This is a genomic window from endosymbiont of Lamellibrachia barhami, assembly GCF_011947365.2.
In the GTDB taxonomy this organism is placed as follows: domain Bacteria; phylum Pseudomonadota; class Gammaproteobacteria; order Chromatiales; family Chromatiaceae; genus QGON01.
Map to the genome: position 1 here is coordinate 1378634 of NZ_JAAVSH020000001.1, position 24481 is coordinate 1403114.

27 protein-coding genes, 1 pseudogene and 1 CRISPR repeat array are annotated in these 24481 nt (G+C 54.5%); of the genes and pseudogenes, 15 read left to right on the top strand and 13 right to left on the bottom strand.

Annotated elements, in window-relative coordinates:
* Window positions 1-3 precede the first annotated feature (3 nt).
* From G9Q73_RS06205 to G9Q73_RS06235, 7 genes are all read right to left on the bottom strand, one after another.
* On the bottom strand, window positions 4-735 hold the full coding sequence (locus G9Q73_RS06205; RefSeq protein ID WP_177419022.1) for a UDP-2,3-diacylglucosamine diphosphatase: 732 nt from the start codon (window positions 733-735) through the stop codon (window positions 4-6).
* A gap of 111 nt (window positions 736-846) precedes the next feature.
* On the bottom strand, window positions 847-1335 hold the full coding sequence (locus tag G9Q73_RS06210; RefSeq protein ID WP_177419023.1) for a peptidylprolyl isomerase: 489 nt from the start codon (window positions 1333-1335) through the stop codon (window positions 847-849).
* A 49-nt stretch (window positions 1336-1384) separates the two neighbouring features.
* Window positions 1385-1954, bottom strand: a complete 570-nt coding sequence (locus G9Q73_RS06215; RefSeq protein ID WP_177419024.1) for a peptidylprolyl isomerase — start codon at window positions 1952-1954, stop codon at window positions 1385-1387.
* A gap of 375 nt (window positions 1955-2329) precedes the next feature.
* On the bottom strand, window positions 2330-2569 hold the full coding sequence (locus tag G9Q73_RS06220) for a hypothetical protein (RefSeq protein ID WP_177419025.1): 240 nt from the start codon (window positions 2567-2569) through the stop codon (window positions 2330-2332).
* 18 nt (window positions 2570-2587) lie between these two features.
* Complete coding sequence (locus G9Q73_RS06225; RefSeq protein ID WP_177419026.1) at window positions 2588-3172, bottom strand: UDP-2,3-diacylglucosamine diphosphatase; 585 nt, start codon at window positions 3170-3172, stop codon at window positions 2588-2590.
* 111 nt (window positions 3173-3283) lie between these two features.
* Complete coding sequence (locus G9Q73_RS06230) at window positions 3284-3772, bottom strand: peptidylprolyl isomerase (RefSeq protein WP_177419027.1); 489 nt, start codon at window positions 3770-3772, stop codon at window positions 3284-3286.
* A gap of 51 nt (window positions 3773-3823) precedes the next feature.
* Window positions 3824-4393, bottom strand: coding sequence for a peptidylprolyl isomerase (locus G9Q73_RS06235; protein WP_177419028.1), 570 nt, complete (start codon window positions 4391-4393; stop codon window positions 3824-3826).
* A 279-nt stretch (window positions 4394-4672) separates the two neighbouring features.
* Between G9Q73_RS06235 and G9Q73_RS06240 the strand changes: the two genes are divergently transcribed.
* The 3 genes from G9Q73_RS06240 to G9Q73_RS20675 all read left to right on the top strand — a co-directional run bounded on the left by G9Q73_RS06240 (window position 4673) and on the right by G9Q73_RS20675 (window position 9719).
* Entirely contained in the window at window positions 4673-6238 is a 1566-nt protein-coding gene (locus G9Q73_RS06240; RefSeq protein WP_177419029.1) for a methyl-accepting chemotaxis protein, read from the top strand.
* Between the two features lie 127 nt (window positions 6239-6365).
* Window positions 6366-7754 carry a cysteine--tRNA ligase gene (cysS, locus tag G9Q73_RS06245; RefSeq protein ID WP_177421298.1) on the top strand — a complete coding sequence of 463 codons (1389 nt, stop codon included), beginning with the start codon at window positions 6366-6368 and terminating at the stop codon, window positions 7752-7754.
* 1221 nt (window positions 7755-8975) lie between these two features.
* The gene (locus tag G9Q73_RS20675; RefSeq protein ID WP_246345543.1) at window positions 8976-9719 is read left to right on the top strand and encodes a methyl-accepting chemotaxis protein; all 744 of its coding nucleotides are present in this window, start codon (window positions 8976-8978) and stop codon (window positions 9717-9719) included.
* On the opposite strand, the pseudogene G9Q73_RS20680 reads toward G9Q73_RS20675, so the two are convergent.
* From G9Q73_RS20680 to G9Q73_RS06260, 3 genes and pseudogenes are all read right to left on the bottom strand, one after another.
* Window positions 9701-9868: pseudogene (locus tag G9Q73_RS20680) on the bottom strand (GAF domain-containing protein); the annotation flags it as partial. The gene G9Q73_RS20675 and the pseudogene G9Q73_RS20680 overlap by 19 nt on opposite strands.
* Before the next feature lie 39 nt (window positions 9869-9907).
* Window positions 9908-10096, bottom strand: coding sequence for a hypothetical protein (locus G9Q73_RS19495; protein ID WP_246345066.1), 189 nt, complete (start codon window positions 10094-10096; stop codon window positions 9908-9910).
* A gap of 137 nt (window positions 10097-10233) precedes the next feature.
* Entirely contained in the window at window positions 10234-10758 is a 525-nt protein-coding gene (locus G9Q73_RS06260) for an RNA pyrophosphohydrolase (RefSeq protein ID WP_177419030.1), read from the bottom strand.
* Window positions 10759-10926: 168 nt separating this feature from the next.
* On the opposite strand from G9Q73_RS06260, the gene G9Q73_RS06265 reads away from it, so the two are divergent.
* Together G9Q73_RS06265 and G9Q73_RS06270 are read left to right on the top strand one after the other, a co-directional pair.
* Window positions 10927-11589, top strand: coding sequence for a histidinol-phosphatase (locus G9Q73_RS06265; protein ID WP_177419031.1), 663 nt, complete (start codon window positions 10927-10929; stop codon window positions 11587-11589).
* 126 nt (window positions 11590-11715) lie between these two features.
* Window positions 11716-11949, top strand: coding sequence for an aldehyde dehydrogenase (locus G9Q73_RS06270; RefSeq protein WP_177419032.1), 234 nt, complete (start codon window positions 11716-11718; stop codon window positions 11947-11949).
* On the opposite strand, the gene G9Q73_RS06275 is transcribed toward G9Q73_RS06270, so the two are convergent.
* Window positions 11940-12341 (bottom strand): hypothetical protein, encoded by a 402-nt coding sequence (locus G9Q73_RS06275; protein WP_177419033.1) that lies wholly within the window; start codon window positions 12339-12341, stop codon window positions 11940-11942. The genes G9Q73_RS06270 and G9Q73_RS06275 overlap by 10 nt on opposite strands.
* Before the next feature lie 182 nt (window positions 12342-12523).
* Between G9Q73_RS06275 and G9Q73_RS06280 the strand changes: the two genes are divergently transcribed.
* The 10 genes from G9Q73_RS06280 to cas2e all read left to right on the top strand — a co-directional run bounded on the left by G9Q73_RS06280 (window position 12524) and on the right by cas2e (window position 21634).
* Window positions 12524-12925 carry an HIRAN domain-containing protein gene (locus tag G9Q73_RS06280; protein WP_177419034.1) on the top strand — a complete coding sequence of 134 codons (402 nt, stop codon included), beginning with the start codon at window positions 12524-12526 and terminating at the stop codon, window positions 12923-12925.
* A gap of 193 nt (window positions 12926-13118) precedes the next feature.
* Window positions 13119-15770, top strand: a complete 2652-nt coding sequence (gene cas3, locus G9Q73_RS06285) for a CRISPR-associated helicase Cas3' (RefSeq protein ID WP_177419035.1) — start codon at window positions 13119-13121, stop codon at window positions 15768-15770.
* Window positions 15754-17361: a type I-E CRISPR-associated protein Cse1/CasA gene (gene casA, locus G9Q73_RS06290; protein WP_177419036.1), complete on the top strand. Its 1608-nt coding sequence runs from the start codon at window positions 15754-15756 to the stop codon at window positions 17359-17361. Before cas3 ends, casA begins: the two co-directional genes overlap by 17 nt.
* Window positions 17342-17860, top strand: coding sequence for a type I-E CRISPR-associated protein Cse2/CasB (gene casB, locus G9Q73_RS06295; RefSeq protein WP_177419037.1), 519 nt, complete (start codon window positions 17342-17344; stop codon window positions 17858-17860). Before casA ends, casB begins: the two co-directional genes overlap by 20 nt.
* A gap of 5 nt (window positions 17861-17865) precedes the next feature.
* Window positions 17866-19032 carry a type I-E CRISPR-associated protein Cas7/Cse4/CasC gene (gene cas7e / locus G9Q73_RS06300; protein ID WP_177419038.1) on the top strand — a complete coding sequence of 389 codons (1167 nt, stop codon included), beginning with the start codon at window positions 17866-17868 and terminating at the stop codon, window positions 19030-19032.
* Window positions 19033-19036: 4 nt separating this feature from the next.
* Complete coding sequence (cas5e, locus tag G9Q73_RS06305; protein WP_177419039.1) at window positions 19037-19780, top strand: type I-E CRISPR-associated protein Cas5/CasD; 744 nt, start codon at window positions 19037-19039, stop codon at window positions 19778-19780.
* Window positions 19777-20472, top strand: coding sequence for a type I-E CRISPR-associated protein Cas6/Cse3/CasE (gene cas6e / locus G9Q73_RS06310; protein WP_177419040.1), 696 nt, complete (start codon window positions 19777-19779; stop codon window positions 20470-20472). The genes cas5e and cas6e overlap by 4 nt, the downstream gene beginning before the upstream one ends.
* Window positions 20469-20798, top strand: coding sequence for a CRISPR-associated endonuclease Cas1 (locus tag G9Q73_RS20155; RefSeq protein WP_304956561.1), 330 nt, complete (start codon window positions 20469-20471; stop codon window positions 20796-20798). The genes cas6e and G9Q73_RS20155 overlap by 4 nt, the downstream gene beginning before the upstream one ends.
* A gap of 1 nt (window position 20799) precedes the next feature.
* Window positions 20800-21363: a type I-E CRISPR-associated endonuclease Cas1e gene (cas1e, locus tag G9Q73_RS06315; protein ID WP_369408850.1), complete on the top strand. Its 564-nt coding sequence runs from the start codon at window positions 20800-20802 to the stop codon at window positions 21361-21363.
* Window positions 21341-21634, top strand: a complete 294-nt coding sequence (gene cas2e, locus G9Q73_RS06320) for a type I-E CRISPR-associated endoribonuclease Cas2e (RefSeq protein WP_304956563.1) — start codon at window positions 21341-21343, stop codon at window positions 21632-21634. The genes cas1e and cas2e overlap by 23 nt, the downstream gene beginning before the upstream one ends.
* 50 nt (window positions 21635-21684) lie before the next feature.
* Window positions 21685-22566: direct repeats of the CRISPR family, unit length 28 nt; unit sequence GCCTCCCCCGCATCCGCGGGGATCGACC.
* Window positions 22567-22658: 92 nt separating this feature from the next.
* On the opposite strand, the gene G9Q73_RS06325 is transcribed toward cas2e, so the two are convergent.
* The gene (locus G9Q73_RS06325; RefSeq protein ID WP_177419042.1) at window positions 22659-23111 is read right to left on the bottom strand and encodes a hypothetical protein; all 453 of its coding nucleotides are present in this window, start codon (window positions 23109-23111) and stop codon (window positions 22659-22661) included.
* A gap of 99 nt (window positions 23112-23210) precedes the next feature.
* Window positions 23211-23759 (bottom strand): HNH endonuclease, encoded by a 549-nt coding sequence (locus G9Q73_RS06330; RefSeq protein WP_177419043.1) that lies wholly within the window; start codon window positions 23757-23759, stop codon window positions 23211-23213.
* Window positions 23760-24481 lie beyond the last annotated feature (722 nt).

The following is a 24481-nucleotide window of genomic DNA, read 5'->3' on the forward strand; positions in this document are numbered from 1 at the left end:
GCCCTAAACCGGCTTGAAGATTTCCACCCTAAGTCCTTCAGGCGACACCACTAATAATTCGGCATGATCGGGATGCCACTCCCCCAAAACAAAACGGCTGACTGCCACGTCGGACAACATGAAGTCGTGTCGGCCGGGACGGTGGGTATGTCCGTGGATCAGACGCCTGACGCCGTGATCCTCCATATATTGCGCCACAGTCGCTTGATTGACGTCCATGATTTCTGCCGCCTTCAGTGAGGTTGCCTCACCGCTCTTCGCCCGGTACTCCCGGGCAATGGCAATACGTTCCGGAATGGCCCTGGAGAGAAACTGTGTGATGAAGGCTGGATCGCGAACCTGTTTGCGGAACGCCTGATAGGGCAGGTCATCGGTGCAGAGCAGGTCGCCATGCATCAATAGCGTGGCTGTGCCGAAAAGATCGATCTGTGTTGGATCATCGATGAGTTCCGCGCCGGTTTGAGCGCAGAATTGCTCGCCAAGCAGGAAATCCCGGTTGCCGTGCATCAGCAGGATTCGGCTGCCACTGTTGTAGAGTCTCTTTAGTGCGGCCTTAATTTGTGGCGCGGGTTCGACTTCCAGATCGTCACCGATCCAGGTGTCGAAGAGGTCACCCAGGATAAAGAGCCTATCTGCGCCAGGGGCGCGGTGTTCGAGAAAATCGAGAAACAGCTGCACCGTCGACCGCCGGTCGCTGGAGAGGTGCAGGTCGGAGATGAAGAGGGTTTCGCCCAATTTAATGCATCCGGTAACTGGCTATTGAGCCAGTAATTATATGGATGATCCCCCTCACCCCAACCCTCTCCCCGAGGGAGAGGGAATGGTAAGGTGGTTTGTGGCCGACATTTAGTCGGTAATTTCCGCCTTCTCGATGACGATATCTTCGGCCGGAACGTCCTGATGACCCGCGTTCGTGGTGGTGTCAACGCCCTTGATCCTGTCGATCACGTCCATACCAGAGGTCACCTTGGCGAAGACGCAGTAGCCCCAGCCGTCCTGTCCCGGATGGTCGAGGAAGCTGTTGTTCGCCACATTGATAAAGAATTGGGCGGTGGCGGAGTGGGGGTCTCCTGTGCGGGCCATGGCGAGGGTGCCGATCTCGTTGGAAAGTCCGTTTTTCGCCTCGTTTTCGATCGGATCGCGGGTCTGCTTCTGGATCATTCCCGGCAGGAATCCGCCACCCTGGATCATGAAATTGCCTATGACACGGTGGAAGATGGTGCCGTCGAAAAAGCCATCCTCGACATACTGCTTGAAGTTGGCGCAGGTGTTGGGTGCGTTCTCTTCATCCAGTTCGATGACGATAGGGCCGAGGTTGGTGGTCAATGTAATCATGTAAATTGCCTGTCTTTTTAGTTAGATTGAAATAGTGCTGGGTCAGATATTATTTAACCACGCTGACCTTTTCGATGACGATGGGAGTGGTGGGCACATCACGCATGCCGCTTTTGATACCGGTCGGTTGGGATGCAATGCGGTCCACCACGTCCATGCCTTCAATCACCTCTCCGAAAACCGCGTAACCCCAACCGTCAGGCTTGGGGTAGTCGAGGGAGAGGTTGTCCTTGTGGTTGATGAAGAACTGGGCAGTGGCAGAGTGGGGATTGCTGGTGCGGGCCATGGCGATGCTTCCGCGTTTGTTCTTCAGACCATTCTTGGCTTCGTTGGAGACCGGATTACGGGGCTCTTTTCTATCCATATCGCTGGTAAAACCGCCACCCTGGATCATGAAACCTTTGATAACACGATGGAAGATGGTGCCATTGAAGAAGCCGTCTTCCACGTACTGGACAAAGTTGTCGACAGTTTTCGGCGCTTTTTCACGATCCAGCGCCAACAGGATATTTCCCTGACTGGTCTCCATCATGACCCGAACCGTCTCCGCCGCTACAATATTTGCAAAGATGCCGCTCAGCAGCAGAGTGAGTAGTGTTTTGAGAAAAAATTGCTTCATGAAGCGATGCCCCGTTAAACCTGATAATTTGAAGATGGCTATGATATAGCTTCTCTCAGGCAGGAAAAAGACCTTTCCGGCTGGGGGATCATCCCACCGATACCTTTCTCGACAAATGTTGTAGAAAACAGGTCTAATAAAAACTTCAAGTTTTCTTGGGGGATGCCGAATTAAATTGTATCGATTAATTTATATTGATGCGCTACGCCTGCGCATTCGGATGAGTTGACAATGTCGCAGTACTCTTCTGTTCAATGGAAAATCTTGCCTGCCATGGCCTGATATTCCTGATTATCATGGCAATTGCCACCGTCTATTCGGCCTATCAACCCAGAAAGCTCAGCTTCTGCCTCCGCCAAGCAGATGACCGATGTGCTAAACGGTTATCTGGACAGCATAATGATGTTGCAACACCATGGCCAATCGGGAGATGCTGCGGGAGAAGATTCTGTCCGCGAAGAGATTGTTGATGTCCGCATGCTCAGAGGAGGCGGTCGTAAGATTTATGGTCAGCTTTGATATCGAAAAGCCGACCAGTGATCTCGCCAGGCGGGCGTTGGTGGGAAGCATCGTTGAGCTGAAAAAGGTTGATGGGGCCAGAGTGCTCACCGTCATCCAACCTTTTTTGCGGAATCAACCACAACGGAACCAACTGCCTGACCACCGCCACGCGCTGCCGGAGGTACAGTGCTGAGTGCCAGTCGGATAAAACCTTTCACTGGCCAAACGGGACGCCGCAATCGAGCGGGAACTCTGGATTGGCGCCGGGATAAATCTGGTGATCCTGTTGATTGGTCTGGGTATAGTCAGTCTGATCATCCACAAAGTCGTGTATCTCCCCTCTGAGCCGTCTGCGCATGACCATGGAGGAGATCGGTTCAATAGCGTGGCTGTGCCGAAAAGATCGATCTGTGTTGGATCATCGATGAGTTCCGCGCCGGTTTGAGCGCAGAATTGCTTGCCAAGCAGGAAATCCCGGTTGCCGTGCATCAGCAGGATTCGGCTGCCACTGTTGTAGAGTCTCTTTAGTGCGGCCTTAATTTGTGGCGCGGGTTCGACTTCCAGATCGTCACCGATCCAGGTGTCGAAGAGGTCACCCAGGATATAGAGCCTATCTGCGCCAGGGGCGCGGTGTTCGAGAAAATCGAGAAACAGCTGCACCGTCGACCGTCGGTCGTTGGAGAGGTGCAGGTCGGAGATGAAGAGGGTTTCGCCCAATTTAATGCATCCGGTAACTGGCTATTGAGCCAATAATTATATGGATGATCCCCCTCACCCCAACTCTCTCCCCGAGGGAGAGGGAATGGTAAGGTGGTTTGTGGCCGACCTTTAGTCGGTGATTTCCGCCTTCTCGATGATGATGTCTTCCGCCGGAACGTCCTGATGACCCGCGTTCGTGGTGGTGTCAACGCCCTTGATCCTGTCGATCACGTCCATACCAGAGGTCACCTTGGCGAAGACGCAGTAGCCCCAGCCGTCCTGTCCTGGATGATCGAGGAAGCTGTTGTTCGCCACATTGATAAAGAATTGGGCGGTGGCGGAGTGGGGGTCTCCCGTGCGGGCCATGGCGAGGGTGCCGATCTCGTTGGAAAGTCCGTTTTTCGCCTCGTTCTCGATGGGATCGCGGGTCTGCTTCTGAACCATGCCCGGCAGAAACCCGCCGCCCTGGATCATGAAGTTGCCGATGACCCGGTGGAAGATAGTGCCGTCGAAAAAGCCGTCCTCTACATACTGCTTGAAGTTGGCGCAGGTGTTGGGTGCGTTCTCTTCGTCCAGCTCGATGACGATAGGGCCGAGGTTGGTGGTCAATGTAATCATGTAAATTGCCTGTCTGTTTAGATTGAAATTTTGCTTGGAGGCTGTCGGATATTATTTAACCACGCTGACCTTTTCGATGACGATGGGAGTGGTGGGCACATCACGCATGCCGCTTTTGATACCGGTCGGTTGGGATGCAATGCGGTCCACCACGTCCATGCCTTCAATCACCTCTCCGAAAACCGCGTAACCCCAACCGTCAGGCTTGGGGTAGTCGAGGGAGAGGTTGTCCTTGTGGTTGATGAAGAACTGGGCAGTGGCAGAGTGGGGATTACTGGTGCGGGCCATGGCGATACTGCCGCGCTTGTTTTTCAGACCATTCTTGGCTTCGTTGGAGACCGGATTACGGGTCTCCTTTTTATCCATATCGCTGGTAAAACCGCCGCCCTGGATCATGAAACCTTTGATGATGCGGTGGAAGATGGTGCCATTGAAGAAGCCGTCTTCCACGTACTGGACAAAGTTGTCGACAGTTTTCGGCGCTTTTTCACGATTCAGCGCCAGCAGGATATTTCCCTGGCTGGTCTCCATCATGACCCGAACCGTCTCCGCCGCTGCAATATTTGCAAAGATGCCGCTCAGCAGCAGAGTGAGTAGTGTTTTGAGAAAAAATTGCTTCATGAAGCGATGCCTCGTTAAAACTGATAATTTTGAAGGGACCAATGATATAGCTTCTCTCAGGCAGGAAAAAGACCTTTCCGGTAGGGAGATCATCCCACCGATACCTTTCTCGACAAAATGTTGTAGAAAACAGGTCCTAATAAAAAACTTCAAGTTTTCTTGGGGGATGCCGAATTAAATGGTATCGATTAATTTATATTGATGCGCCCTACGCCTGCGCATTCGGATGAGTTGACAATGTCGCGGTATATTTCTGTTCAATGGAAAATCTTGCCTGCCATGGCCCTGATATTCCTGATTATCATGGCAATTGCCACCGTCTATTCGGCCTATCAGCAGAAAGCTCAGCTTCTGCGCTCCGCCGAAACCCAGATGACCGATGTGCTAAACGGTTATCTGGACAGCATGAATGCCATGATGTTTACCGGCACCATGGCCAATCGGGAGATGCTGCGGGAGAAGATTCTGTCCCGCGAAGAGATTGTTGATGTCCGCATGCTCAGAGGAGAGGCGGTCAGTAAGGTTTATGGTCCCGGCTTTGATATCGAAAAGCCGACCGATGATCTCGCCAGGCGGGCGTTGGTGGGAGAGCGCATCGTTGAGCTGAAAAAGGTTGATGGGGCCAGAGTGCTCACCGTCATCCAACCTTTTTTTGCGGAATCCAGCCACAACGGTACTAACTGCCTGACCTGCCACGCGCTGCCGGAGGGTACGGTACTTGGCGCCGGCCGTCTAAGCCTTTCCCTGGCCAAACGGGACGCCGCAATCGAGCGGGAACTCTGGATTGGCGCCGGGATAAACCTGGTGATTCTGTTGGTCGGTCTGGGCATCGTCAGTCTGATCATTCGTAAAGTCGTTATCTCTCCCCTGAGCCGTCTGCGCAGGACCATGGAGGAGATCGGTCAACACGCCGACCTGCGCCCCCGGGTGGCAGGTGGTGCGCATGATGAATTTCACTATGTCGGCAAGGCAGTGAACGATATGCTCAACCGTTTTCAGCCCACCATCCATGAACTCAGCACCACGATGGATAATCTGGCGGTCTCTTCCGATGAGTTGGCTCAGGTGTCCGCTTCAAGCCGTGAGGATTTCTCTGAGCAGGGAACCCAGACGTATCAGTTGAAAATCGCTATTGGCGAGATGGCGACCGCTGCCGAAGATGTGGCCAGGAACGCCGCTGGTGCTGCGGAAACGGCAAAAAGTGTTCGCGAACATGCAGCCGGTGGCAAAAACGTGGTGTCAGAGGTCTCCGCGTCGATCAACAATCTCTCAAATCGCGTCGCCGAGGCGTCAGAGGTAGTGCAGAAACTCGCAGGAGATACCCAGAGTATCGGGCAGGTTTTAGCCACGATCACGGGTATTGCGGAACAGACCAATCTGCTGGCGCTCAATGCCGCTATTGAGGCGGCCAGGGCGGGTGAGCAGGGACGGGGTTTCGCGGTGGTGGCCGACGAGGTGCGCAATTTGGCGCAACGAACCCAGGAGGCGACTCGGGAGATCCAGATCAGCATCGAACATCTCGATAGCGCCACGAACCAGGCTGTGACTGTGATGCGGGAAAGTGGAAAGGAGGCGCAGCAGAGTGTCGAGGATGCGGCGCGGGCAGGTGCTGCATTGGATGAGATTACCCTGGCCGTTGATGCAATCACTGACATCAATGCCCGTATTGCTACAGCTTCGGAAGAGCAGTCTGCGATGGTTGTGGGAATCAACAACAGCATCCTTGCTATCAGTGAAGTCACGGATCGTACGGCAGAAGGGGCGCTGAGTATCTCCGAGACCAGTGAAAAAGTTGCCGTTATTGCCGGACAACTGGATCAGATGGTCAATCAGTTCAAGGCCTGATTTCGCCGCAACAATCCTCTTCGGCATGGATTGCCGGCTGTCTCTCTACCCCACTGTTTTGTGAAGCGGGCAGGTTTTCGCTACCATGCGCGCATTTCGCAGACACTCTCAGGGTAGCGGGCCAGCCATGCTCAAGATCTACAACGACCTCAACAACCGCAAAGAAACGTTTGAACCTCTGGAAGCCGGCAAGGTGCGGATGTATGTCTGTGGTATGACCGTCTACGACCTCTGCCACCTGGGGCATGCGCGGGTGATGGTGGTATTCGATGTGGTGGTCCGCTACTTCCGTCACCTCGGCTACGATGTCACCTATATCCGGAATATCACCGATATCGATGACAAGATCATCGCCCGCGCCAATGAAAATGGCGAGCCTTTCATGGAGTTGACCGATCGCTTTATCCTGGCGATGCATGAGGATTCGGACGCATTGGGCATTCAACCGCCGGATGAAGAACCCAGGGCTACCGGCCATATGAGCGAGATTCTCGCCATGATCGACAAGCTGATCGCCAGGGATCACGCTTATGTGGCGGAAAATGGTGATGTCTATTACAGCGTGCGCAGTTTTGCCGGTTATGGAAAACTGTCGGGCAAGTCGATCGACGATCTGGAATCGGGGGCTCGTGTCGAACCGGGGGATGCCAAACGCGATCCGTTGGATTTCGCCCTCTGGAAGGCCGCCAAGCCAGGCGAACCGGCATGGGATTCTCCCTGGGGACAGGGGCGTCCGGGCTGGCATATCGAGTGCTCGGCCATGTCCTGCACCGCTTTGGGCGATACCTTCGATATCCACGGCGGCGGGGCCGATCTGACGTTTCCCCATCACGAAAACGAGATCGCCCAGTCAGAGGGCGCGACCGGCCACCCGTTTGTAAAATATTGGATGCACAACGGTTTTGTGCGCATCAACGACGAGAAGATGTCCAAATCACTGGGCAACTTTTTCACCGTGCGGGAGATTCTGCTGCGATACCAGGCAGAAGAGGTGCGCTACTTCATTCTCACCAGCCAATATCGCAGTCCTCTCAACTACGATAGTGAGCACCTCGACAACGCCCGCGGTGCACTGACCCGTTTCTACACTGCGATGCGGGGCTTGCCGCAGGTTGAGTCAGTCGGAGCTGAAGCTTTTTCCCAGCGTTTTCACGATGCTATGGGTGACGACTTCAACACGCCTGAAGCGCTGGCTGTGTTGTTTGACATGGTGCGTGAAATCAATAAGTTGCGTGATACTGATCAGGCGGCGGCAGCCGGTCTGGCGGCGGAACTGCGTCGCCTGGGTGATGTGCTGGGTATCCTGCAGGATGATCCGGAGCGTTATCTCAAGGGGGGAGAGCCGGGTGCAGATGATGGACTCATGGACGATGAGATTGACGCCATGATCCAGCAGCGTATCGATGCCCGCGTCAGCAAGGATTGGGCCGAGGCAGACCGCATTCGAGACGCGCTGCAAGAGGCGGGAATCCTCCTCGAAGATGGTGCGCAAGGCACCACTTGGCGCAGAGGCTGAATCTCTAATTTTCATAGATTACTCTGAGCGTAGGCCCGATCAAGCGTAGCGGATCGGGCGTTTACTCCGTGAGCAGAGACTGAGGGTATTAATTTGGAACGGCGTCTCGCCGCGATTTATCCCTCTACGGAGATATCGTGACGAAGCATCACTCCGATACCTGACGCTATTATTAAAGAAATCCCCTCCCCGGACGATTATCAAGGACAGATCCTTTGTTTTCTTACGACGCCCAACCAACATTAAAGGGGCGCCGGAGAGACAAAACCTGCTTTTATCGATCTTGATGAGGGAATTTTAATGTCTATCAAAGGACAATCGCTTAGCTCCAGGCTGCTGCTATTGGCGCTCGTCGGCACCCTGCTGATGGGCTCGGCTGCCGCATACGGCGTGATTTCACTGCTCAATGTGCTTGAAATCTATGACTATGCCCTGGACCGCCAAGTCAGCAATGAACGCCAGATGCTCATTATGCAGAGTGACTTTAAGAAGCAGGTGCAGGAGTGGAAAAATGTCCTGCTACGTGGATCTGATGCCAAGAATCTTAATAAGTACTGGGGTAAATTCGAAGCCCAGGAGGCCTCGATAAAGGCAAGTGGGGCAAAGTTGCTGCCCCGGCTGGAAGATGATGCTGCGAAGCAGATTTTGCGATCGTTTCTCGCCTCCCATGAGCAGATGGGGCGTGCCTATCGAGCGGGGCTGGAGAAATTCAAACAGTCTGGCTTTGATCCCAAGGTGGGTGACAAAGCGGTAAAAGGGATCGACCGGGAACCCACCAGAAAACTGGCCGAAGCGGCGGAGAATATCTCGCAGCGGCTCTACCAATCCACCAGTCACTTGCGCGACCAAAGTAGCGATGCGCTGTACGTCAGTCTGTTGATTGCGTTGATTGCGCTGGTTGCTATGGTAGGTTTCACTGTCTGGATGTTAAAACGCGTCATCATCAATCCCACAAAGGATATCTCTGTTTCCCTCAAGCGATTTGCCGATGGGGATTTCAGTGATCTTGATATCAAGCATCATGGCGGTGAACTGGGTGAGGTGGCGGAGAGTGCGATACAGGTAAAAGAGCATCTCGGCGGTATTATCCGTGAGGTCAGGGGGAGTGCCCATGAGTTGACCCAGGCAGCGGGTAGGCTCTCAGTGGCAACCCGCAGCACCCAGGACGATCTGGGGCGGCAGCAGGGCGAAATCCAGCAGGTGGCAACGGCAATGGATCAGATGTCTGCCGTAGTCAGTCAGGTTTCCAGTAACGCCCAAGCGGCCGTTGAGGCCGCGCACAGCGCGGATGCCGCCGCCACTGAGGGCTGTAGGATTGTGGAGGCGGGTATCATTGAAGTCAGCGGGCTGGCACAGGATGTGGAGGGTGCTGCTGATGTGGTGCAGAGCCTGGAAGGGGATGTGGCCAACATCAGCTCGGTACTCGATGTCATCAAGAGCATTGCGGAGCAGACCAATCTGTTGGCGTTGAATGCGGCCATTGAGGCGGCGCGGGCAGGCGAGCAGGGACGGGGTTTTGCTGTGGTTGCTGATGAAGTCAGGACGCTGGCGGGGCGTACTCAGGAGTCAACCAATCGAAGTCGCTGCCAGCATCGCCAGGCCAGGCATCGAACAGCGCCCGGTCTTCAGCAGGCAGACTATCCTCCATCCGGTCTTCCAGGGCCATCAAATCCTCCACCACAGCAGCCCACTGCAGTGCAAATTCCTCCTCCACTCCAATACAGGGGTCACCGCACTTGCAGTCAGGCACTCATCAGATCAGCAGGGGATGAACGACTACCGCCGTGCCCAGAGCTGCCTGGAGCACCGGCATGTCCCTGCAGAAAACGGGTGGGGGGCGCCACGCCCTCCATGGCGACAAGTTCACCACTCGCCTGGGCATGGGTAATGGCGCCCGCAAGCGGCTGTGCGGCGAGGGTGAAAAGGATTACCTCGTTGTCATCGAAGGTGCGCTGCTCAATCTGACGCACCACCAGTACGCCGAGTACCCTGCGATTCTGGATAATCGGCACACCGAGAAAACCATGATAGCGGGTTTCGCCTGTCTCATGGGCAAACAGATAGCGACGATGATTGGGGCATCCGCAACATTGACCGGCTCGGCGCGCTCGCACACCAGCCCAATCAGTCCCCGATGCAGCGGGAGTCTGACTTTACCCAGCAGACTGCAAACCTTCGGTGGCCCGCAGTACATGTTCGCGCCGCTCGAAATCGGTCAGGTAGACGGAACAGACATCGGCGCCCACCGCTTTTTTCACCCGTGTTACGATAAGTTCCAGCGCCTCGCCCAGATCGGGGGCAGCGTTTACCTCTTTGACGATTCGATGCAGGGTTTCGAGCATTAGTCCTCAGAGATCAGGTCAAATAAACAACATGCTGGGGCTGTAGGCATGATCAAGCGTAGCGGATCAGGCAATAGACTAAAAAACGGTATTTGCCGGTTCCGCAAGCTTGAACCGGCCTACGGGCTGCCGATCTTTCAGCGCCGATTTTGCCGCAAAAAGTTCGAATGCGAACGCGCCGGCATACCTTCGGGATAGAGCAGCGGCGCCAACTCCTCCAGAGCACGGGCATAAACACTGCGTTTGAAATAGATCACTTCCCGCACCGGCAGCCAGTATTTCACCCAACGCCACTCATCAAATTCCGGCGTGTCGGTACTGTCGAAACAGAACGAATCCTCTGGACATTTTGTCTTCAACAGGAACCAGACCTGCTTCTGCCCAATGCAGAGGGGTTGGCAGTTCTTACGGATATAACGTGCCGGAAGACGATAACGCAACCAATCCCGCGTTGCGCCCATGATCTCGACCTGGTGGGGCTTCAGGCCGACCTCCTCTTCCAGTTCCCGGTACATCGCCTGTTCAGGCGTCTCATCGCTATTAATTCCGCCCTGAGGAAACTGCCAGGCATTCTGACCCACACGGCGTCCCCAGAACAACTGTCGATGGTTGTTGCAGAGAATGATGCCGACATTGGGCCGAAAACCATCAGAATCGATCAAAGGTTCAACTCTTATCCAGTTAACAGGGTGCTGTGATTTTTCCATAAACCCAGTTTATCGGCAAGCAAATCAGACAACATAAGACTTTGCTTATAAATAAAAATCCGGTACCTTTGGGCTATTGGGACTCTTCGTAGGAAGATCTCAGCAACCAACAGGACTTAACCTATGGCCCTTGCCCTCTTCGACCTCGATAACACATTGCTGGCCGGGGACTCCGACTATCTCTGGGGGACTTGGCTGGTGGAGAACGGGGTTGTGGATGGCGAATTCTACGAACGCGAAAACGAACGATTCTACCAGGAGTACAAAGAGGGCCGGCTCGATATCCTCGAGTTTCTGCGTTTTTCTCTGCGACCGTTACGTGACCATGAACCGGATCAGTTGCTGAAATGGCGGGCAGCATTCCTGACCGATAAAATCGACCCGATCATCAGCACAGGCGCCCGACAACTGCTACAAAAACACAGGGATGCAGGCGATGAGCTGATGATCATCACTGCCACCAACGCCTTCGTCACCGCTCCCATCGCCGAAATGTTCGGCGTGGAGAACCTGATCGCCACCGAACCTGAGAAAATCGACGGCAGATATACCGGCGAAGTGGCGGGAGAACCCTGTTTCCAAATCGGCAAGGTCAACCGGCTCACCCAGTGGCTTGCGCAAAAGGGAATGGATCTGCGAGGCAGCTGGTTCTACAGCGACTCCCACAACGACATCCCTCTGCTGGAACGCGTCGACCATCCCGTGGCAGTCGACCCGGATGAGACACTGCTCCGCCATGCCGGGGAAAAGTATTGGCCCATTCTCAACCTGCGTGACGCAAAATAGGCCATACTTAAGGGGAGTTCTGAATGACTCGGTTATTGTCATCTCGACCGTATGGAGAGATGACAGGTTTCTCTATTCATCCAGAGTTTCCTTAAAGCATCAGCTTATCCAGGCAGACCGCAAAGCATGAACAGAACCGCCTTTTTCGCCGTCTTGATCGTCCTGATTGGCGGCATCTATTATGTACTCAAAACCTCCGACGCCCCGCCGGAACAGGACATCACCCTGACACCCAAGCAGTACATCGAACTGGTGGAGCGAAAAAAGGCGGCCCGCCTCGCTGCCTCAAAGCTGGAGGCATCCATACAGCGCTCCGAAGAAAAACTGAAACAGGCGCGGCAGGAAGCGAATCAGCGCTGACAGATCGAACGCTGGCCAGGGTTTTCCACCGCATCGGCGATAGCGTTTACCAGATCCCCCAACTCTTCTGCGGTCACGACCTCCAGCAGACGCCGCATGACCTTCGGATCGATAGCCGCCTGCACGGTACGGCCGTCCTTCAGGGTGATATTGACCCCGGCCGCATGCACATGATCCTCTCCCTCGGCTTCCGCAACCAAAATCTCGTTGAAGTCCAGCATCTTGTCGTAGAAGGCCTCAACCCGATCATTGAGATCGTCGTCGATATCCTCCGGCAGCATCACCAACCAGCCCTCATCGCCTTTTGATGTCTCCGGCACCATCTCCTGATCCTGCAAAAACTCAATGAAACGCCGCCATGGACGCTCATCGAAAAAGATATATTCCAGCACCTTACCCCTCTTCTCATTTCATAGAGGTCGGAGTCAATTTTGACTCCGACCTTTTCACCTGCCTTACATAAGCACCATTTAACTTACCCTAAAAGCGGGAAATTTTTTAGTTGCGGACTCACGGTTTGAGCCACCCCCCTTGTTATGGTGACTGTAGCCGCTAACAAAAGGAGCAACAGATCATGCAACGCCGGACCTTCCTGCACACCCTGTTTGGCAGCCTGGGCATCGGGCTGAGTGGACAAATCAGTGCCAACACCCAACTTCTGGAACCGCAACGCCGAGTGTTACTGCAAGAGTCACCTCTGGCCGGTTACCAATACTACCGCGCCTCAGGCATCTGGCAGTTTCTTCAGCTCGGAGAGACCCTGACACTGCGCCGCGAGTCCGCCAACCGATACGACCGCAACGCCATCGCCGTCTGGTTCAAAAACGAACACCTGGGATACGTCCCGCGCAGCGAGAACCGCACCCTCGCCCAGATGATGGACCGGGGCGAACAACTGGATGGGCGTATCGTAAGACTTATGGAGGATGACAATCCCTGGCGGCGGATACGGTTTAGTGTTTTTTTGAGCACATGAAACGGGTTCGGTTATGCTGACATAACAAACCTCTTTAGAGTAAGGTTATTCACGCATGGATGAGAAGGATGACAAACAGATGGGTAACTTTCCGAAGTGCCAGAGCTGTAGTGGAAGTAGGACGGGGCTTTCTCAATGCTACCCCTGGTATGCACAATCAAGGTAAAAGACAGGGTAGGGACGAGAGGTTCTCATGAAAGAGATCTGTGCCAACCAACTGCCCCCAGACATATTCTGGGGCAAACTCAGAACCAGGGATGACCATGCTCCAATAGCTTTTCTTCCTCTGGTACACCATTGCCTGGATGTTGCCTCGGTATTCCGCAAACTTACCGCCCTACCCCTCATCTCACAGCGCCTGGAAACTGCCGCCAGCGTGGTTCTTTCCCCAGCTCAACTTGACCGCCTGGCGGTTCTGGCCCTGCTTCACGACTTCGGCAAGGCCAACCTCGGTTTTCAGAAAAAACCCTTCGATCCCAAGGCACCACGAGCCGGGCATGTTTTTGAGACAGCGCCATTGCTCAATGTGGAGCACTTGGCCAACCAGCTCGCCCAATCACTGGATTGGGGTGAATTGATGAGCTGGTTCGCAGAGCAAGAGACACTGAAAGCCTATCTCTTCGCCATCCTTTCTCATCATGGGCGGCCCATCCATGAAAATGGATTGGGTACAGCTGCACAGAATTACCGCCGGGCAAAAAAATATTGGTGGGTCAGCGATGGCCAGCGTGATCCCTTCCACGCCATCGCCGAACTCATGGAGGTGGCGCGTAAAGCATTTCCTGCCGCCTTTGCCGGAGATGTCCCACGCATCCCGAACCCGCCACAGCTACAGCACCGCTTCGCCGGACTGCTGATGCTGGCCGACTGGTTGGGTTCTCACGACGCTTACTTTCCAATCGACAACGGAAGGGCAAACCGACTGAAACTCGCCCCTGACACCGCCACCCGCATACTCCGGGACGTGGGATTGGATGTCCGCGCCAACCAACAATCCCTGCAAAAACAATCATGGCAATTTGAGCCCCTGTTCGGCTTTCCACCCCACCCGTTACAGCAGGCCCTGGATCAGCTGCCAACGGATGATCCCGCCCACCGCCTGCTCATTGCCGAAGCGGAGACCGGCTCTGGCAAGACCGAAGCGGCCCTGATCCGCTTCTTCCGGCTCTTTGCCTCCAAGGAGGTGGATGGCCTCTACTTCGCCCTGCCGACACGGGTAGCTGCGCGGGAACTCTATCAGCGTGTATTGAAGTGTGTGGAAAAGGCTTTTCCCGACCCGACTACCCGCCCCATGGTGCTGCTGGCAGTGCCTGGTTATGCCAAGGTGGATGGAATAGAAACAAAGCTGCTGCCCGACCGGGCGGCAAGATGTAGTGATGAGAGCGATCAACAGCTCCAGGAACGTACCTGGGCTGCCGAACGCCCCAAGCGATTCCTCGCCGCCACCATCGCCGTCGGCACCATCGACCAAGCCCTGCTCAGCGCCTTGCAGACGCCTCATGCCCATCTGCGTTCTGTCTGTCTGGACCGCCAACTGCTGGTGGTGGATGAGGTCCACGCCTCCGATCCCTACATGCGCCACCTGCTCAGCGAGTTGCTCCGGCACCATCTGGTTGGCAGCCATGCCTTGCTGCTCTCCGCCACCCTGGGAGCGGTGGCACAGGATGCCTTTCTCGGTGCCGCCGGGGCAAGGCGATCTGAGTCTAAACTCAATGATGCGCTCAAAACGCCTTATCCCGCCCTGACCAACGGCGTGGGCGAGCGCCTGCCCCTCGTGGCAGCAAGCACTCGGTCGAAGTCCGTGACGGTTGAGTGTGTCCCCCACCTCTCTGATCCGGGCGCCCTACTGCTAACTATCCAGCAAGCGCTGGCACAAGGAGCCCGTATCCTGGTGGTGCTCAATACCGTGGGCCGCACCCTGGCGTTGCAGCGAGCGGTGGAGGATGCAGTGCCAGCGGATACCCTGTTTCACTGCCGAAATGTCATCACCCCCCACCATGGCCGTTACAGCCCGGCAGACCGGGAACTGCTGGATGGCGCCGTCAGTCAACGCCTGGGTAAGGGGAGTGCCCCCGGCCCCCTGCTGCTCATCGGAACCCAGACCCTGGAGCAGAGCCTGGATATCGACGCCGACCTGCTCATTACCGACCTCTGCCCGATGGATGTGCTACTGCAACGTATCGGCCGCCTGCATCGTCATGATCGAGAACGCCCGACCGGCATGAAAGAGGCTCGTTGTCTGCTGCTTACTCCCGAGAGCGGCAGCCTAGAGGATTGGCTACAAAGTGATGGCGAGGCGACTGGAAGCGCCAAGCGTATTGGACTGGGAAGTGTTTATGCCGATCTGCGAACCCTGCAGCTCACCTGGGACTATCTCCAGCAACACCCACAGATCGAGATCCCCCGCGACAACCGGCTGCTGGTGGAGAGTGCCACCCACCCGGATGCACTGGCGCAATTAAAAAATTCACGTTGGCAAAAGCACGCCCAAAAGCAATTTGGTGCTTTGATAGCTCAAGAAGACAAGGCGGATGGAGTTTCCCTTATTGGCTGTTATGACAAATCTTTTGGCACCTTTGCATTTCCAAAAAAGATGGAAGAAAAAGTTTCAACCCGGCTGGGCTTAAATGCATTACGACTCCCGTTGCCTGTGCCTATCGATAGCCCTTTTGGCATCCATATCACAGAAATGATAATACCTGGCCACATGGCTCCAGAAAGATTGAAAGAAGAAGAGATAACTGACCTAAAACCAACCGAAGGTGGCTTCAAGTTCCGCCTTGGCCCCAAATACTACCGCTACAGCCGTCATGGATTGGAGATCCTCGATGAATCTACTAACTGACCCTGTCTTTCATGCTCAGACCCGCCAAGGGTTGAAGCAGCTTAGTCTGCCAGCCCTCCTTGTTGCACTGGGCCGGGATGAGATTGACTCTCTTACAGGTCTGCAACGCCATCAGGAGGATGCATTTCATATCTTTCTCTGCTATCTCGCTGCCGCAGTATTGGAGCGTGAGCAGAAAAATGACCCAAAACAGGAAAAAGCTTTTTGGTGTAACGCCATCCGCCGCCTTGATGGTGGTGGAGATTCTGCCTGGACTTTGGTTGTTAAGGATATAACTCAACCAGCATTTATGCAGCCAGCCTTGCCTTCGAGAATCTTGTATGAGGAAAAATTCACAAAAAATGGGAAGGCTGAACCGGATGCTTCTACGCCAGATGTTCTTGACTTGTTAGCCACGTCAAAAAACCACGACATTAAAGCACGCAGAACAAACCATGATAGCGAAGAGGCATGGGTTTATGCCCTCATCAATCTACAAACAATGACTTGTAGAAATGGGGCTGGTAATGAGGGCGTTGCACGCATGAGTGGCACCTTCAGTGCTCGAATGAGAGTACAGATCTTGATTAGCAAACGCCCCGGCAAACAATGGGTGAGAGACGTAAAAAAGTTGCTTAAGTACCGCCCCATTATTCTTAATCGAAAGTTACGGTATAAGCCCGATGGCATTGTTTTGACATGGGTTGAACCATGGGATCTTGAGTCCAGTTATATAACCACTGATCTTGATCCTTTCTTTATTGAAATAAGCAGGGCAAGACGACTTGTGATAACAAATAGAGGGATCGCAGCTTATAACGCTAGCGCCTTGCATAGAGTGTTGCCAAAGTCAGTCAGAGAGCAAATTAATGGAGACTTGGGTGACCCATGGATACCGATAGATACAGAGAAATCACAAGCCTTCAACGTTTATTCCGAGGGGTTCACTCCTAGAATTACAAGAGACTTGCTGTTTGGCATTATTGACAGTAGTGAGATTATTAAAAGGCCATATATGCAAGAGCCAGAAGCGGATGACTCCGATTGTTGGTTTTATGCGTCGGGTCTTTCCAGGCGAGGGAAGGATAGTAATACGGAAGGATTCCATAGTGTTTGCATCCCGATGAAAAAGGAAGCTACTCATTTACTTTTCAGTGCAGGTAAAGATCGTGACATGCTCGCTGAAATGAGCGAAGAGGGTCTACATTTAGCCGCAATAATAGAAGGGCTATTAAAGAAAGCCTTACACTCTTTATTGCTTGGGGGGGTGAAGGAAAACGAACTGCCGAAAAGAAAAAAGGATATTCCAAGAGAAGTACAGCAATGGACAAAGGAAGCCCTTCTTGTCTACAGCGAAGCCTGGTCCCGCTACTACTTCGACTGGCTCTGGCGCACACTGGATCACGACGATGAGGATCAGGCCCGTCTGGAGTGGCTGACCGCCCTCAAAGAGAAGGCAGTCAAGGTGCTTGATGACGCCATCGACCGTCTGCCAGAGCGCCAGGGCCGCCGCTACCGGGCGCAAGTCAGGGCCCGCGGCCTCTTTTACGGTTCCCTCTACAAACAGTTCGACGAACTCAAGGAGCAACGTGATGCAAAACACACAGCCTGAACGTGCTGAACACCGCAGTAACCCACTCGCTTCGATCATCGGCTCGATCAGCGGCCTGATCGCCAGCGAACATTTCCCCAACGGCGACCGCGCCGCGCTCAAGCGGATGAACCCGAAGAAAGAACCGCCTCTGAGCTTCTACCGCTTTGCCTTCCGCCATCTGCCGCAGAACTGGCAGGGCCAGCGCAAGGCGTGGCAGGCGATCCTCACCGGCATGGCTCTGATGTCGCCCCATATTCACAACTTGAAACAACCGCTGGGCAAGGTACTGGCAGAAGAACACTTCTCTGAAGCTCGGCTGGAACGGCTGCTGGCCGCCGAGGGCGAGACCCGGCGTACCCTGACCCTGCGTGCCGTGCGTTTCCTGGCGGCGAAAAAGCGGCCCGTCAACTGGGTCGATGTTGCCGGACTACTACTGACCAGCGATGCAGAGAGACGGGAGAAGCTCCATCTGTGCATCGCCGGCGACTACTATAAAAACTTCAAAGAGAAGGAGTAATCATCATGTTTCTGCAAATGCATACCCTCACCTCATTTCATGCCAGCCTGCTCAACCGCGACGACGCGGGTCTCGCCAAAACTATTCCCTTTGGAGATGCATCACGCCTGCGGGTCTCTTCCCAATGTCTAAAGAAGCATTGGCGCGATGCCTTACAAGAAAACCTTAACCTTCCTGATGGACTTAGAACCAGAGAGTTTTTTTCGCGTGAAGTGAAGCGTCGATTGACTGAAGAAAAAGGGGTTACCGATGAATTTGCCCACTCCTTAGTACTGACTTTAGCAAAAGGGATTATTAAATCAAAGGGAAGCCCCGTCGATGAAAATACACTGAGAATGGAACAACCTGCCCTATTTGGTAAACCTGAAGCTGATTTTTTCGTGGCGCTGCTGGCCGAATGCGCCGAGGCAGAAGACGAAAAGGCGGCCAAGGCGCTGCTGGCAGAGCGCCTCAAGACCGACAAGAAAGGCTTCAATGCGATGCTCAGCCAAGCCGGTCATGGCAACCTCTATGCAGGCTTTGAGGGGGCGCTGTTCGGCCGCTTTGTCACCTCCGATATCCTGGCCCGCTCCGACGCGGCAGTACATGTAGCCCATGCTCTCAGCGTCCACCCGGTAACCACCGAAGTGGATTACTTTACCGTGGTGGATGACCTCAACAAGGACGAAGAGACCGGTGCTGCCCACGCCGGTGATATGGAACTGGGCAGCGGCCTGTTTTACGAATATGTGGCCGTTGATATCCCCCTGCTGGTCTCCAACTTCACCGCCTGCGAGCCTAAGGTATGGCGGAAACAGAATGCTACCGATGTCAAGACCACCCTCAAGGCGTTGCTCAAGGCCATTGCTACCGTTACTCCAGGCGCTAAGCTTGGCGCCACCGCCCCCTATGCCCGGGCCGACTTTGTCTTGTTTGAAAGCGGCTGCCAGCAACCCCGCAGTCTGGCCAATGCCTATCTCCAATCCCTGCGCTTCCAGGAGGGTGATGACCCGATGCAGCGGGCCGTGGATGCACTGGGAGGACATCTGCAAGCGGTCGATGGCATGTACGGGGTCACGGCGGATCAACGCGTGGCCGCCACCACCAAGGAGAGTGGCGCCCTTGCTGGCATCTCAGTCAACTCATTGGATGCCGCTATCGATGAGACCTTGAACGCCATCTTCGGAGCCTGATGTGATGGATGCCCTGATACTGCGCTTCGACGCGCCGCTGATGAGCTTCGGCGGGGTAATGGTGGACCAGCACGGCCCCACCGACCGCTTCCCCGGACTGGCCATGCTGACCGGCCTGCTGGCCAACGCCCTCGGTTACCGGCACGGCGACTTTGACAGGCTGCAGGCATTGCAGGCGCGAATTCAATTCGCTGCCCGCTGGGACGTGGAGCCGGAGCCTATCGTCGATTATCACACTGTGGATCTTGGACAGCCCAAGATGATGGGGTATGTCAACGGCACACAACCATTGGGATGGACTACACGGGGCAGCCCTGAAGGACGAGGGAAAGGGAAGGCAACGAAGGAAACTCATATCCGTTACCGCCACTACTGGGCCAATGGCGTCATGACCCTCGCTGTCACCCTCGAAGGCGAAGGCGCACCCAATCTGGATGAACTGGAGGCCGCCTTGCGCCGACCCGCCCGGCCCCTGTTCCTCGGCCGCAAGACCTGCCTCCCCGCCGCGCCCGTTCTGTTGGCGCGAGTCCAGGCCGCTGACGTACTGGATGCGCTCTGCGGCTACTCCGCCCATCCCAGGATTGCAGAGAACGACGAAGAGACTCTGGCCGCCTGCTGGCCCGCCGGCATCCCCGGTGGCGTGCATGCCCGCACGGTCAGTCGCTACGACCAGCGGGAGTGGCGAAACCAGATCCATGCCGGCCGCCGTGAGTACAATGAAGGCCGCATCGAGAGGCCCGCATCATGACCACGCCACTCACCATGCTGGAGCTTCGGCTCAACCCCCAGGGATTGATTCGTTTCGCCCAGGAAAACAATGTCAACCGCAACCGGGATGAGGATCTGGGATACGCTACCCATGCCTGGCTCAAGGCCATCTTTCAAGAACACTCGCCCAAACCTTACCGGCTCATCCGAGGCGCCAATCTCAAGCTGCTCGGGTACAGCTCCGATTCAGGCCCGGACCTGCTGGAACAGGCCCGGACCTTCGCCAGCCCCCTGGCGCTGGGGGTGACCCGAATCGAAGACCTGCAACACGCCAAGTCCATGCCCAACGAATGGCGGCCGGGGCGGCGGCTTGGATTTGAATTGGTGGTCTGTCCCACCAGCCGCAAAGAGGGTCATGAAAAGGATCTCTACCGCCATCGCATGGAGCGGTTGGCAGAAGGGGAGCAGGCTCCGTCGCGGGAGACTGTCTACCGGGAGTGGCTGGAAAAACAGATGGGCGATGCGGCCAGACTGGAAAAGGTCAGCCTTGGGGAATTCCGGTTTGTCTCCCAGCACCGGCGGGGAATAAAGATAAAGCTGGATCGTCCCCAGGCGCTGCTCAAAGGTGCGCTGACGGTAGCAGACAGTGATGCCTTCAACCGTCTGCTGGCCCGTGGAATCGGCCGCCACCGAGCCTTTGGCTACGGTATGCTGCTGCTGAAACCGGCATGAAAGGGGGGCTCTTTCCCGGCCGCCTCGGGCTGGCCGAATCCCGCATCCCCCATGCCGACCGGCACGGCCTGATCTGGCTGTCACGCGGCAAGCTGACCGTAAATAACGGCACTCTCCACTTCACAGCAGCCAAATCTGAGGAGTTGGACGCCGGTGATTACGCCATTCCCTACCAAGGCGTCTCCATGATCCTGCTGGGTCCCGGCTCAACCGTTAGCCACGACGTGCTGCGGCTGTTGGCCCGGCATGGCACCCTGCTGGCCGCAGTCGGTGAGGGCGGCGTCAAATTCTATACCGCCCCCCCCAATGGGGCAGGGACGCTCTGAGGTGGCCCGCCAGCATGCCCGTCTCTGGGCGGACGAAACGGCCCGGCTGGACGTGGCCCGGCGCATGTACGCCTTCCGCTTCGGTCGGGTCCTGCCACACCGGGACATCGCGGTGCTGCGCGGCATCGAAGGGGGGCGCATGAAAAAGACCTACCAAATCCTGGCCGACGAGCACGGCATCCCCTGGAAGGGCCGCCGGTATGATCGTCAAAACCCGAATGGCGCCGACATTCCCAACCAAGCTATCAACCACGCCGCAACTTTTGTGGAAGCTGCTGCCGACGTGGCCGTCGCCGCCCTAGGTGCGCTGCCACCACTAGGCTTCATCCATGAGGACTCCAGCAACGCATTCACCCTCGATATCGCGGATCTTTACCGCGCCGAAATCACCCTGCCAATGGCCTTCACAGTCGCCAAAAAGGCCATTGACAACCCAGAGCTACCTCTGGAACGCACCCTACGCCGAGAAGCCGCACTGCAATTCCGCAAACAAAAGCTGATCGCCAAAATGATCGACCGGATCAAGGAACTGCTACATGCCGATGACCGTGATAGTGACACGTAATGTCTCCGGCCGGATGCGTGGATTCCTGGCCTCCTCCATGCTGGAAATGGCCCCGGGCGTCTACAGCGCCCCCAAGATGTCACCCGCTGTACGCGAACGTGTCTGGAATGTCCTCACAGAATGGTTTACTGCCGAACAGGGGGCATCAGTAACCCTCCTCTGGGCCGACAAAAATCAACCAGGAGGCCAAAACGCCAGAACACTGGGACTCCCCCCCACCAAACTGGTTGATCTGGACGGGTTACTCGTTACCCACCGACCCACCATATAATTTCCACGCTCTTTAACAATTTGTTACTATTCATGCTGTTAGATGCTAGAGCCTCCCCCGCATCCGCGGGGATCGACCTCCACTGACACTCCCCGTGATCCTGCAAAAACCGCCTCCCCCGCATCCGCGGGGATCGACCCTCAACACCTCAGGCAAGATGCTCGCCAACTACGCCTCCCCCGCATCCGCGGGGATCGACCAACTGACCACCCTGCAGCACAAATACCGCGTACGCCTCCCCCGCATCCGCGGGGATCGACCCACTCTCTGATCTAGTTCCTTTTGTTTCTGTCGGCCTCCCCCGCATCCGCGGGGATCGACCCTGGCGCCTTGCCAGACTCCATTTCCCACATCAGCCTCCCCCGCATCCGCGGGGATCGACCCTTCAGCTCATTTGCTTCCTGCACCCAAAGTTCGCCTCCCCCGCATCCGCGGGGATCGACCCTTAACTGGATACGGATCGACAAGAACTAGGTGGCCTCCCCCGCATCCGCGGGGATCGACCTGCAGTATTTGAGATCGAGTCCAGGCCTCAAACGCCTCCCCCGCATCCGCGGGGATCGACCTGCCATACTCTCTTCCAAGCTCATGCCGCTACCGCCTCCCCCGCATCCGCGGGGATCGACCTCAAGTCGCGGGCGGTTGAGTCATGAACGAACTGCCTCCCCCGCATCCGCGGGGATCGACCCCTTGCTAAGTGATTGGGAGAAGTGCGGTCTTTGCCTCCCCCGCATCCGCGGGGATCGACCTGAACCTCTCTGACTATATAGATGCGTATTTTGGCCTCCCCCGCATCCGCGGGGGTCGACCTTGAGTGTTCGGGGGAATTGTCAACCTTGGCTTGCCTCCCCCGCATCCGCGGGGATCGACCCTTTTGCGCGGACCGTTTATGTCCATTCCCGATGCCTCCCCCGCATCCGCGGGGATCGACCTATAACGTCGCAAATAACTGGGCGTTAAAAGTGTTGCGCGTTTTTTGCGCGACGCTTTTAACGCTCCATGTTGATTTGCCTTGTTAGGCGAATTACCAGAACCATATAGAGTTGTCATTCTTTGTACCACCGCGTATCTCTGATTTAACACTAAAGTCATATTCACCTTTTTTGTATTTTTCCAAGGCATCGGTTAGCTTGATAACACCAGCAGAACCAATATTTATCATTAGAACACTGCCATCAATGTTCACAGATATTCCAATATGATCCCTATTGTAATTGAGTTTAACTTTTGAGTAATACTCGTAGCGCCTGTTATAACCATTAACTGATGCGACTTTATCTGTTGTTTTAGTTAGGTTTATTGTCCTTTTCCCTTCATCATGAATTTTCAGGATACTGAACAGTTGTAAGATATTGTCCGTAGATAGTTTGTCGCTACTTAGATGTAAGCCACCATAGCTTCGTTTTGAGTTATTAGCATAATGCCAAATATATAATTTACCTTCCTGATTCCAGTTATTTAAGGCAGTGCTGTTCATTTTTCTACGCCTAACGCCTTGCTCAGCGGCAGTTTAAAGTGGCACGTTTTTGCGTATGCAAAAAAAGTGACGCTTTAAACTGTCCGCTGGAGCTATTTGTTATGTGCTTTCATTGAGTGATGCACCCTTAGATTGGTTGTGATAACTGCACAACAACTCGGCATTTTCTAAAACTGTTTTTCCACCTTTAGCATGAGGTATAACATGATCTGCTTGGTAGTCTGACCAACCAACTTTTGCTTCGTTTTCTGGTTTTTCTTCTCTCAAGCACTGTTGGCAAAATCCTTTTCCTTTTCGGTAAATGATAATCCGCTCAAGCTCAGTAAATGCCCTTTTTTCATCTTTTTCTATTAGTTCTTTGTTATTATCTTGTAGATATTGGAAAAACACCTGACGCAAAATAATATCCCTTATTTCTAAATCTTTTTCGCCTTGCTGCCTTCTATTGCTAAAGGTCAGTAAATCAGTATCAGTTGATTCATCATATGTTTTCCAGCGTGTATGGAAATGATAAATAAACTCTCTGATATTTATTTTGGTGCTGTCATCTATTACATAGTATTTATGTAAATGCCTAATTAGTAAGTATACAGAAATTATAAAATACTCAACTGACAACTCTTTGATGCCAGATGTGGCGTCAAGCATTGGGTCATCTTTGAATATTTCATAGAATACTTTTAAATGACTTTGGTAACTGGCTGTGCCACTTTCTTACTCATTCTCAAAGTCATAATTCCCAATGCCATCATCTTGTTTTGAACTATTAATAAACTCTTCAATTTTTCTATCGCTCAAATCAGCATAACCTTCTTGGTATACTTCGTTCAGTTACGTATTGCTGATGCGAAACTTTCTCTTGGCTAAGGCCTTCAACTTCATCATTAGAATCCACTACTATGCCGTCTGCTGACTTCTGCCCAATCACCTCATGCATTACTGCATGAAGCGCTACCACCGGTGGTGGTCGCAAAGTCGGGCAGATCTCCCCGGGTAAGAGCATGATCTTTCCCTGCACAACTGCCGCATTTAGCATCCCCCATGTTCTCCAGGCGGGTTTCGTGATGTTGTGCTCACTCACCCAGGGGTTCGGCCTTATATGCGATTTCTGTTCGTCAGCTCGCAGGTTTGCACTTAGGCTTCTTTCAGACGGTTGGTCGCCCTTCCGCCCTTGCCATCGGCTAGTACTTTTTAAAGGTGACTTTTCGTCTCCTTTCTGGAATATGTACAGAGGACTTTCACCTCATAAAATCATGCCCATGCCGGGCACACACAAAAAGCTCCAGCGGACAGGCTAAAGCGGCACTTGTTTTGCTTACGCAAAAACGTGCCACTTTAGCCTGCCGCTGAGCAAGGCGTTATGAGTAAAA

Excerpts from the sequence above, each read along its gene's own strand:
- G9Q73_RS06265 (WP_177419031.1), top strand. The coding sequence starts at position 10,927 with ATGGCCCTTGCCCTCTTCGACCTCGATAACACATTGCTGGCCGGGGAC.
- G9Q73_RS06240 (WP_177419029.1), top strand. The coding sequence starts at position 4,673 with ATGGCCCTGATATTCCTGATTATCATGGCAATTGCCACCGTCTATTCG.
- G9Q73_RS06220 (WP_177419025.1), bottom strand. The coding sequence starts at position 2,569 with ATGACGGTGAGCACTCTGGCCCCATCAACCTTTTTCAGCTCAACGATG.
- G9Q73_RS20675 (WP_246345543.1), top strand. The coding sequence starts at position 8,976 with ATGTCTGCCGTAGTCAGTCAGGTTTCCAGTAACGCCCAAGCGGCCGTT.
- G9Q73_RS06325 (WP_177419042.1), bottom strand. The coding sequence starts at position 23,111 with ATGAACAGCACTGCCTTAAATAACTGGAATCAGGAAGGTAAATTATAT.
- G9Q73_RS06230 (WP_177419027.1), bottom strand. The coding sequence starts at position 3,772 with ATGATTACATTGACCACCAACCTCGGCCCTATCGTCATCGAGCTGGAC.
- G9Q73_RS20155 (WP_304956561.1), top strand. The coding sequence starts at position 20,469 with ATGAAAGGGGGGCTCTTTCCCGGCCGCCTCGGGCTGGCCGAATCCCGC.
- cas7e (WP_177419038.1), top strand. The coding sequence starts at position 17,866 with ATGTTTCTGCAAATGCATACCCTCACCTCATTTCATGCCAGCCTGCTC.
- G9Q73_RS06270 (WP_177419032.1), top strand. The coding sequence starts at position 11,716 with ATGAACAGAACCGCCTTTTTCGCCGTCTTGATCGTCCTGATTGGCGGC.
- G9Q73_RS06330 (WP_177419043.1), bottom strand. The coding sequence starts at position 23,759 with ATGCTTGACGCCACATCTGGCATCAAAGAGTTGTCAGTTGAGTATTTT.
- G9Q73_RS06215 (WP_177419024.1), bottom strand. The coding sequence starts at position 1,954 with ATGAAGCAATTTTTTCTCAAAACACTACTCACTCTGCTGCTGAGCGGC.
- G9Q73_RS19495 (WP_246345066.1), bottom strand. The coding sequence starts at position 10,096 with ATGCTCGAAACCCTGCATCGAATCGTCAAAGAGGTAAACGCTGCCCCC.
- G9Q73_RS06280 (WP_177419034.1), top strand. The coding sequence starts at position 12,524 with ATGCAACGCCGGACCTTCCTGCACACCCTGTTTGGCAGCCTGGGCATC.
- casB (WP_177419037.1), top strand. The coding sequence starts at position 17,342 with ATGCAAAACACACAGCCTGAACGTGCTGAACACCGCAGTAACCCACTC.
- cas3 (WP_177419035.1), top strand. The coding sequence starts at position 13,119 with ATGAAAGAGATCTGTGCCAACCAACTGCCCCCAGACATATTCTGGGGC.
- cas2e (WP_304956563.1), top strand. The coding sequence starts at position 21,341 with ATGACCGTGATAGTGACACGTAATGTCTCCGGCCGGATGCGTGGATTC.
- G9Q73_RS06235 (WP_177419028.1), bottom strand. The coding sequence starts at position 4,393 with ATGAAGCAATTTTTTCTCAAAACACTACTCACTCTGCTGCTGAGCGGC.
- cas6e (WP_177419040.1), top strand. The coding sequence starts at position 19,777 with ATGACCACGCCACTCACCATGCTGGAGCTTCGGCTCAACCCCCAGGGA.
- G9Q73_RS06210 (WP_177419023.1), bottom strand. The coding sequence starts at position 1,335 with ATGATTACATTGACCACCAACCTCGGCCCTATCGTCATCGAACTGGAT.
- cas5e (WP_177419039.1), top strand. The coding sequence starts at position 19,037 with ATGGATGCCCTGATACTGCGCTTCGACGCGCCGCTGATGAGCTTCGGC.
- cysS (WP_177421298.1), top strand. The coding sequence starts at position 6,366 with ATGCTCAAGATCTACAACGACCTCAACAACCGCAAAGAAACGTTTGAA.
- casA (WP_177419036.1), top strand. The coding sequence starts at position 15,754 with ATGAATCTACTAACTGACCCTGTCTTTCATGCTCAGACCCGCCAAGGG.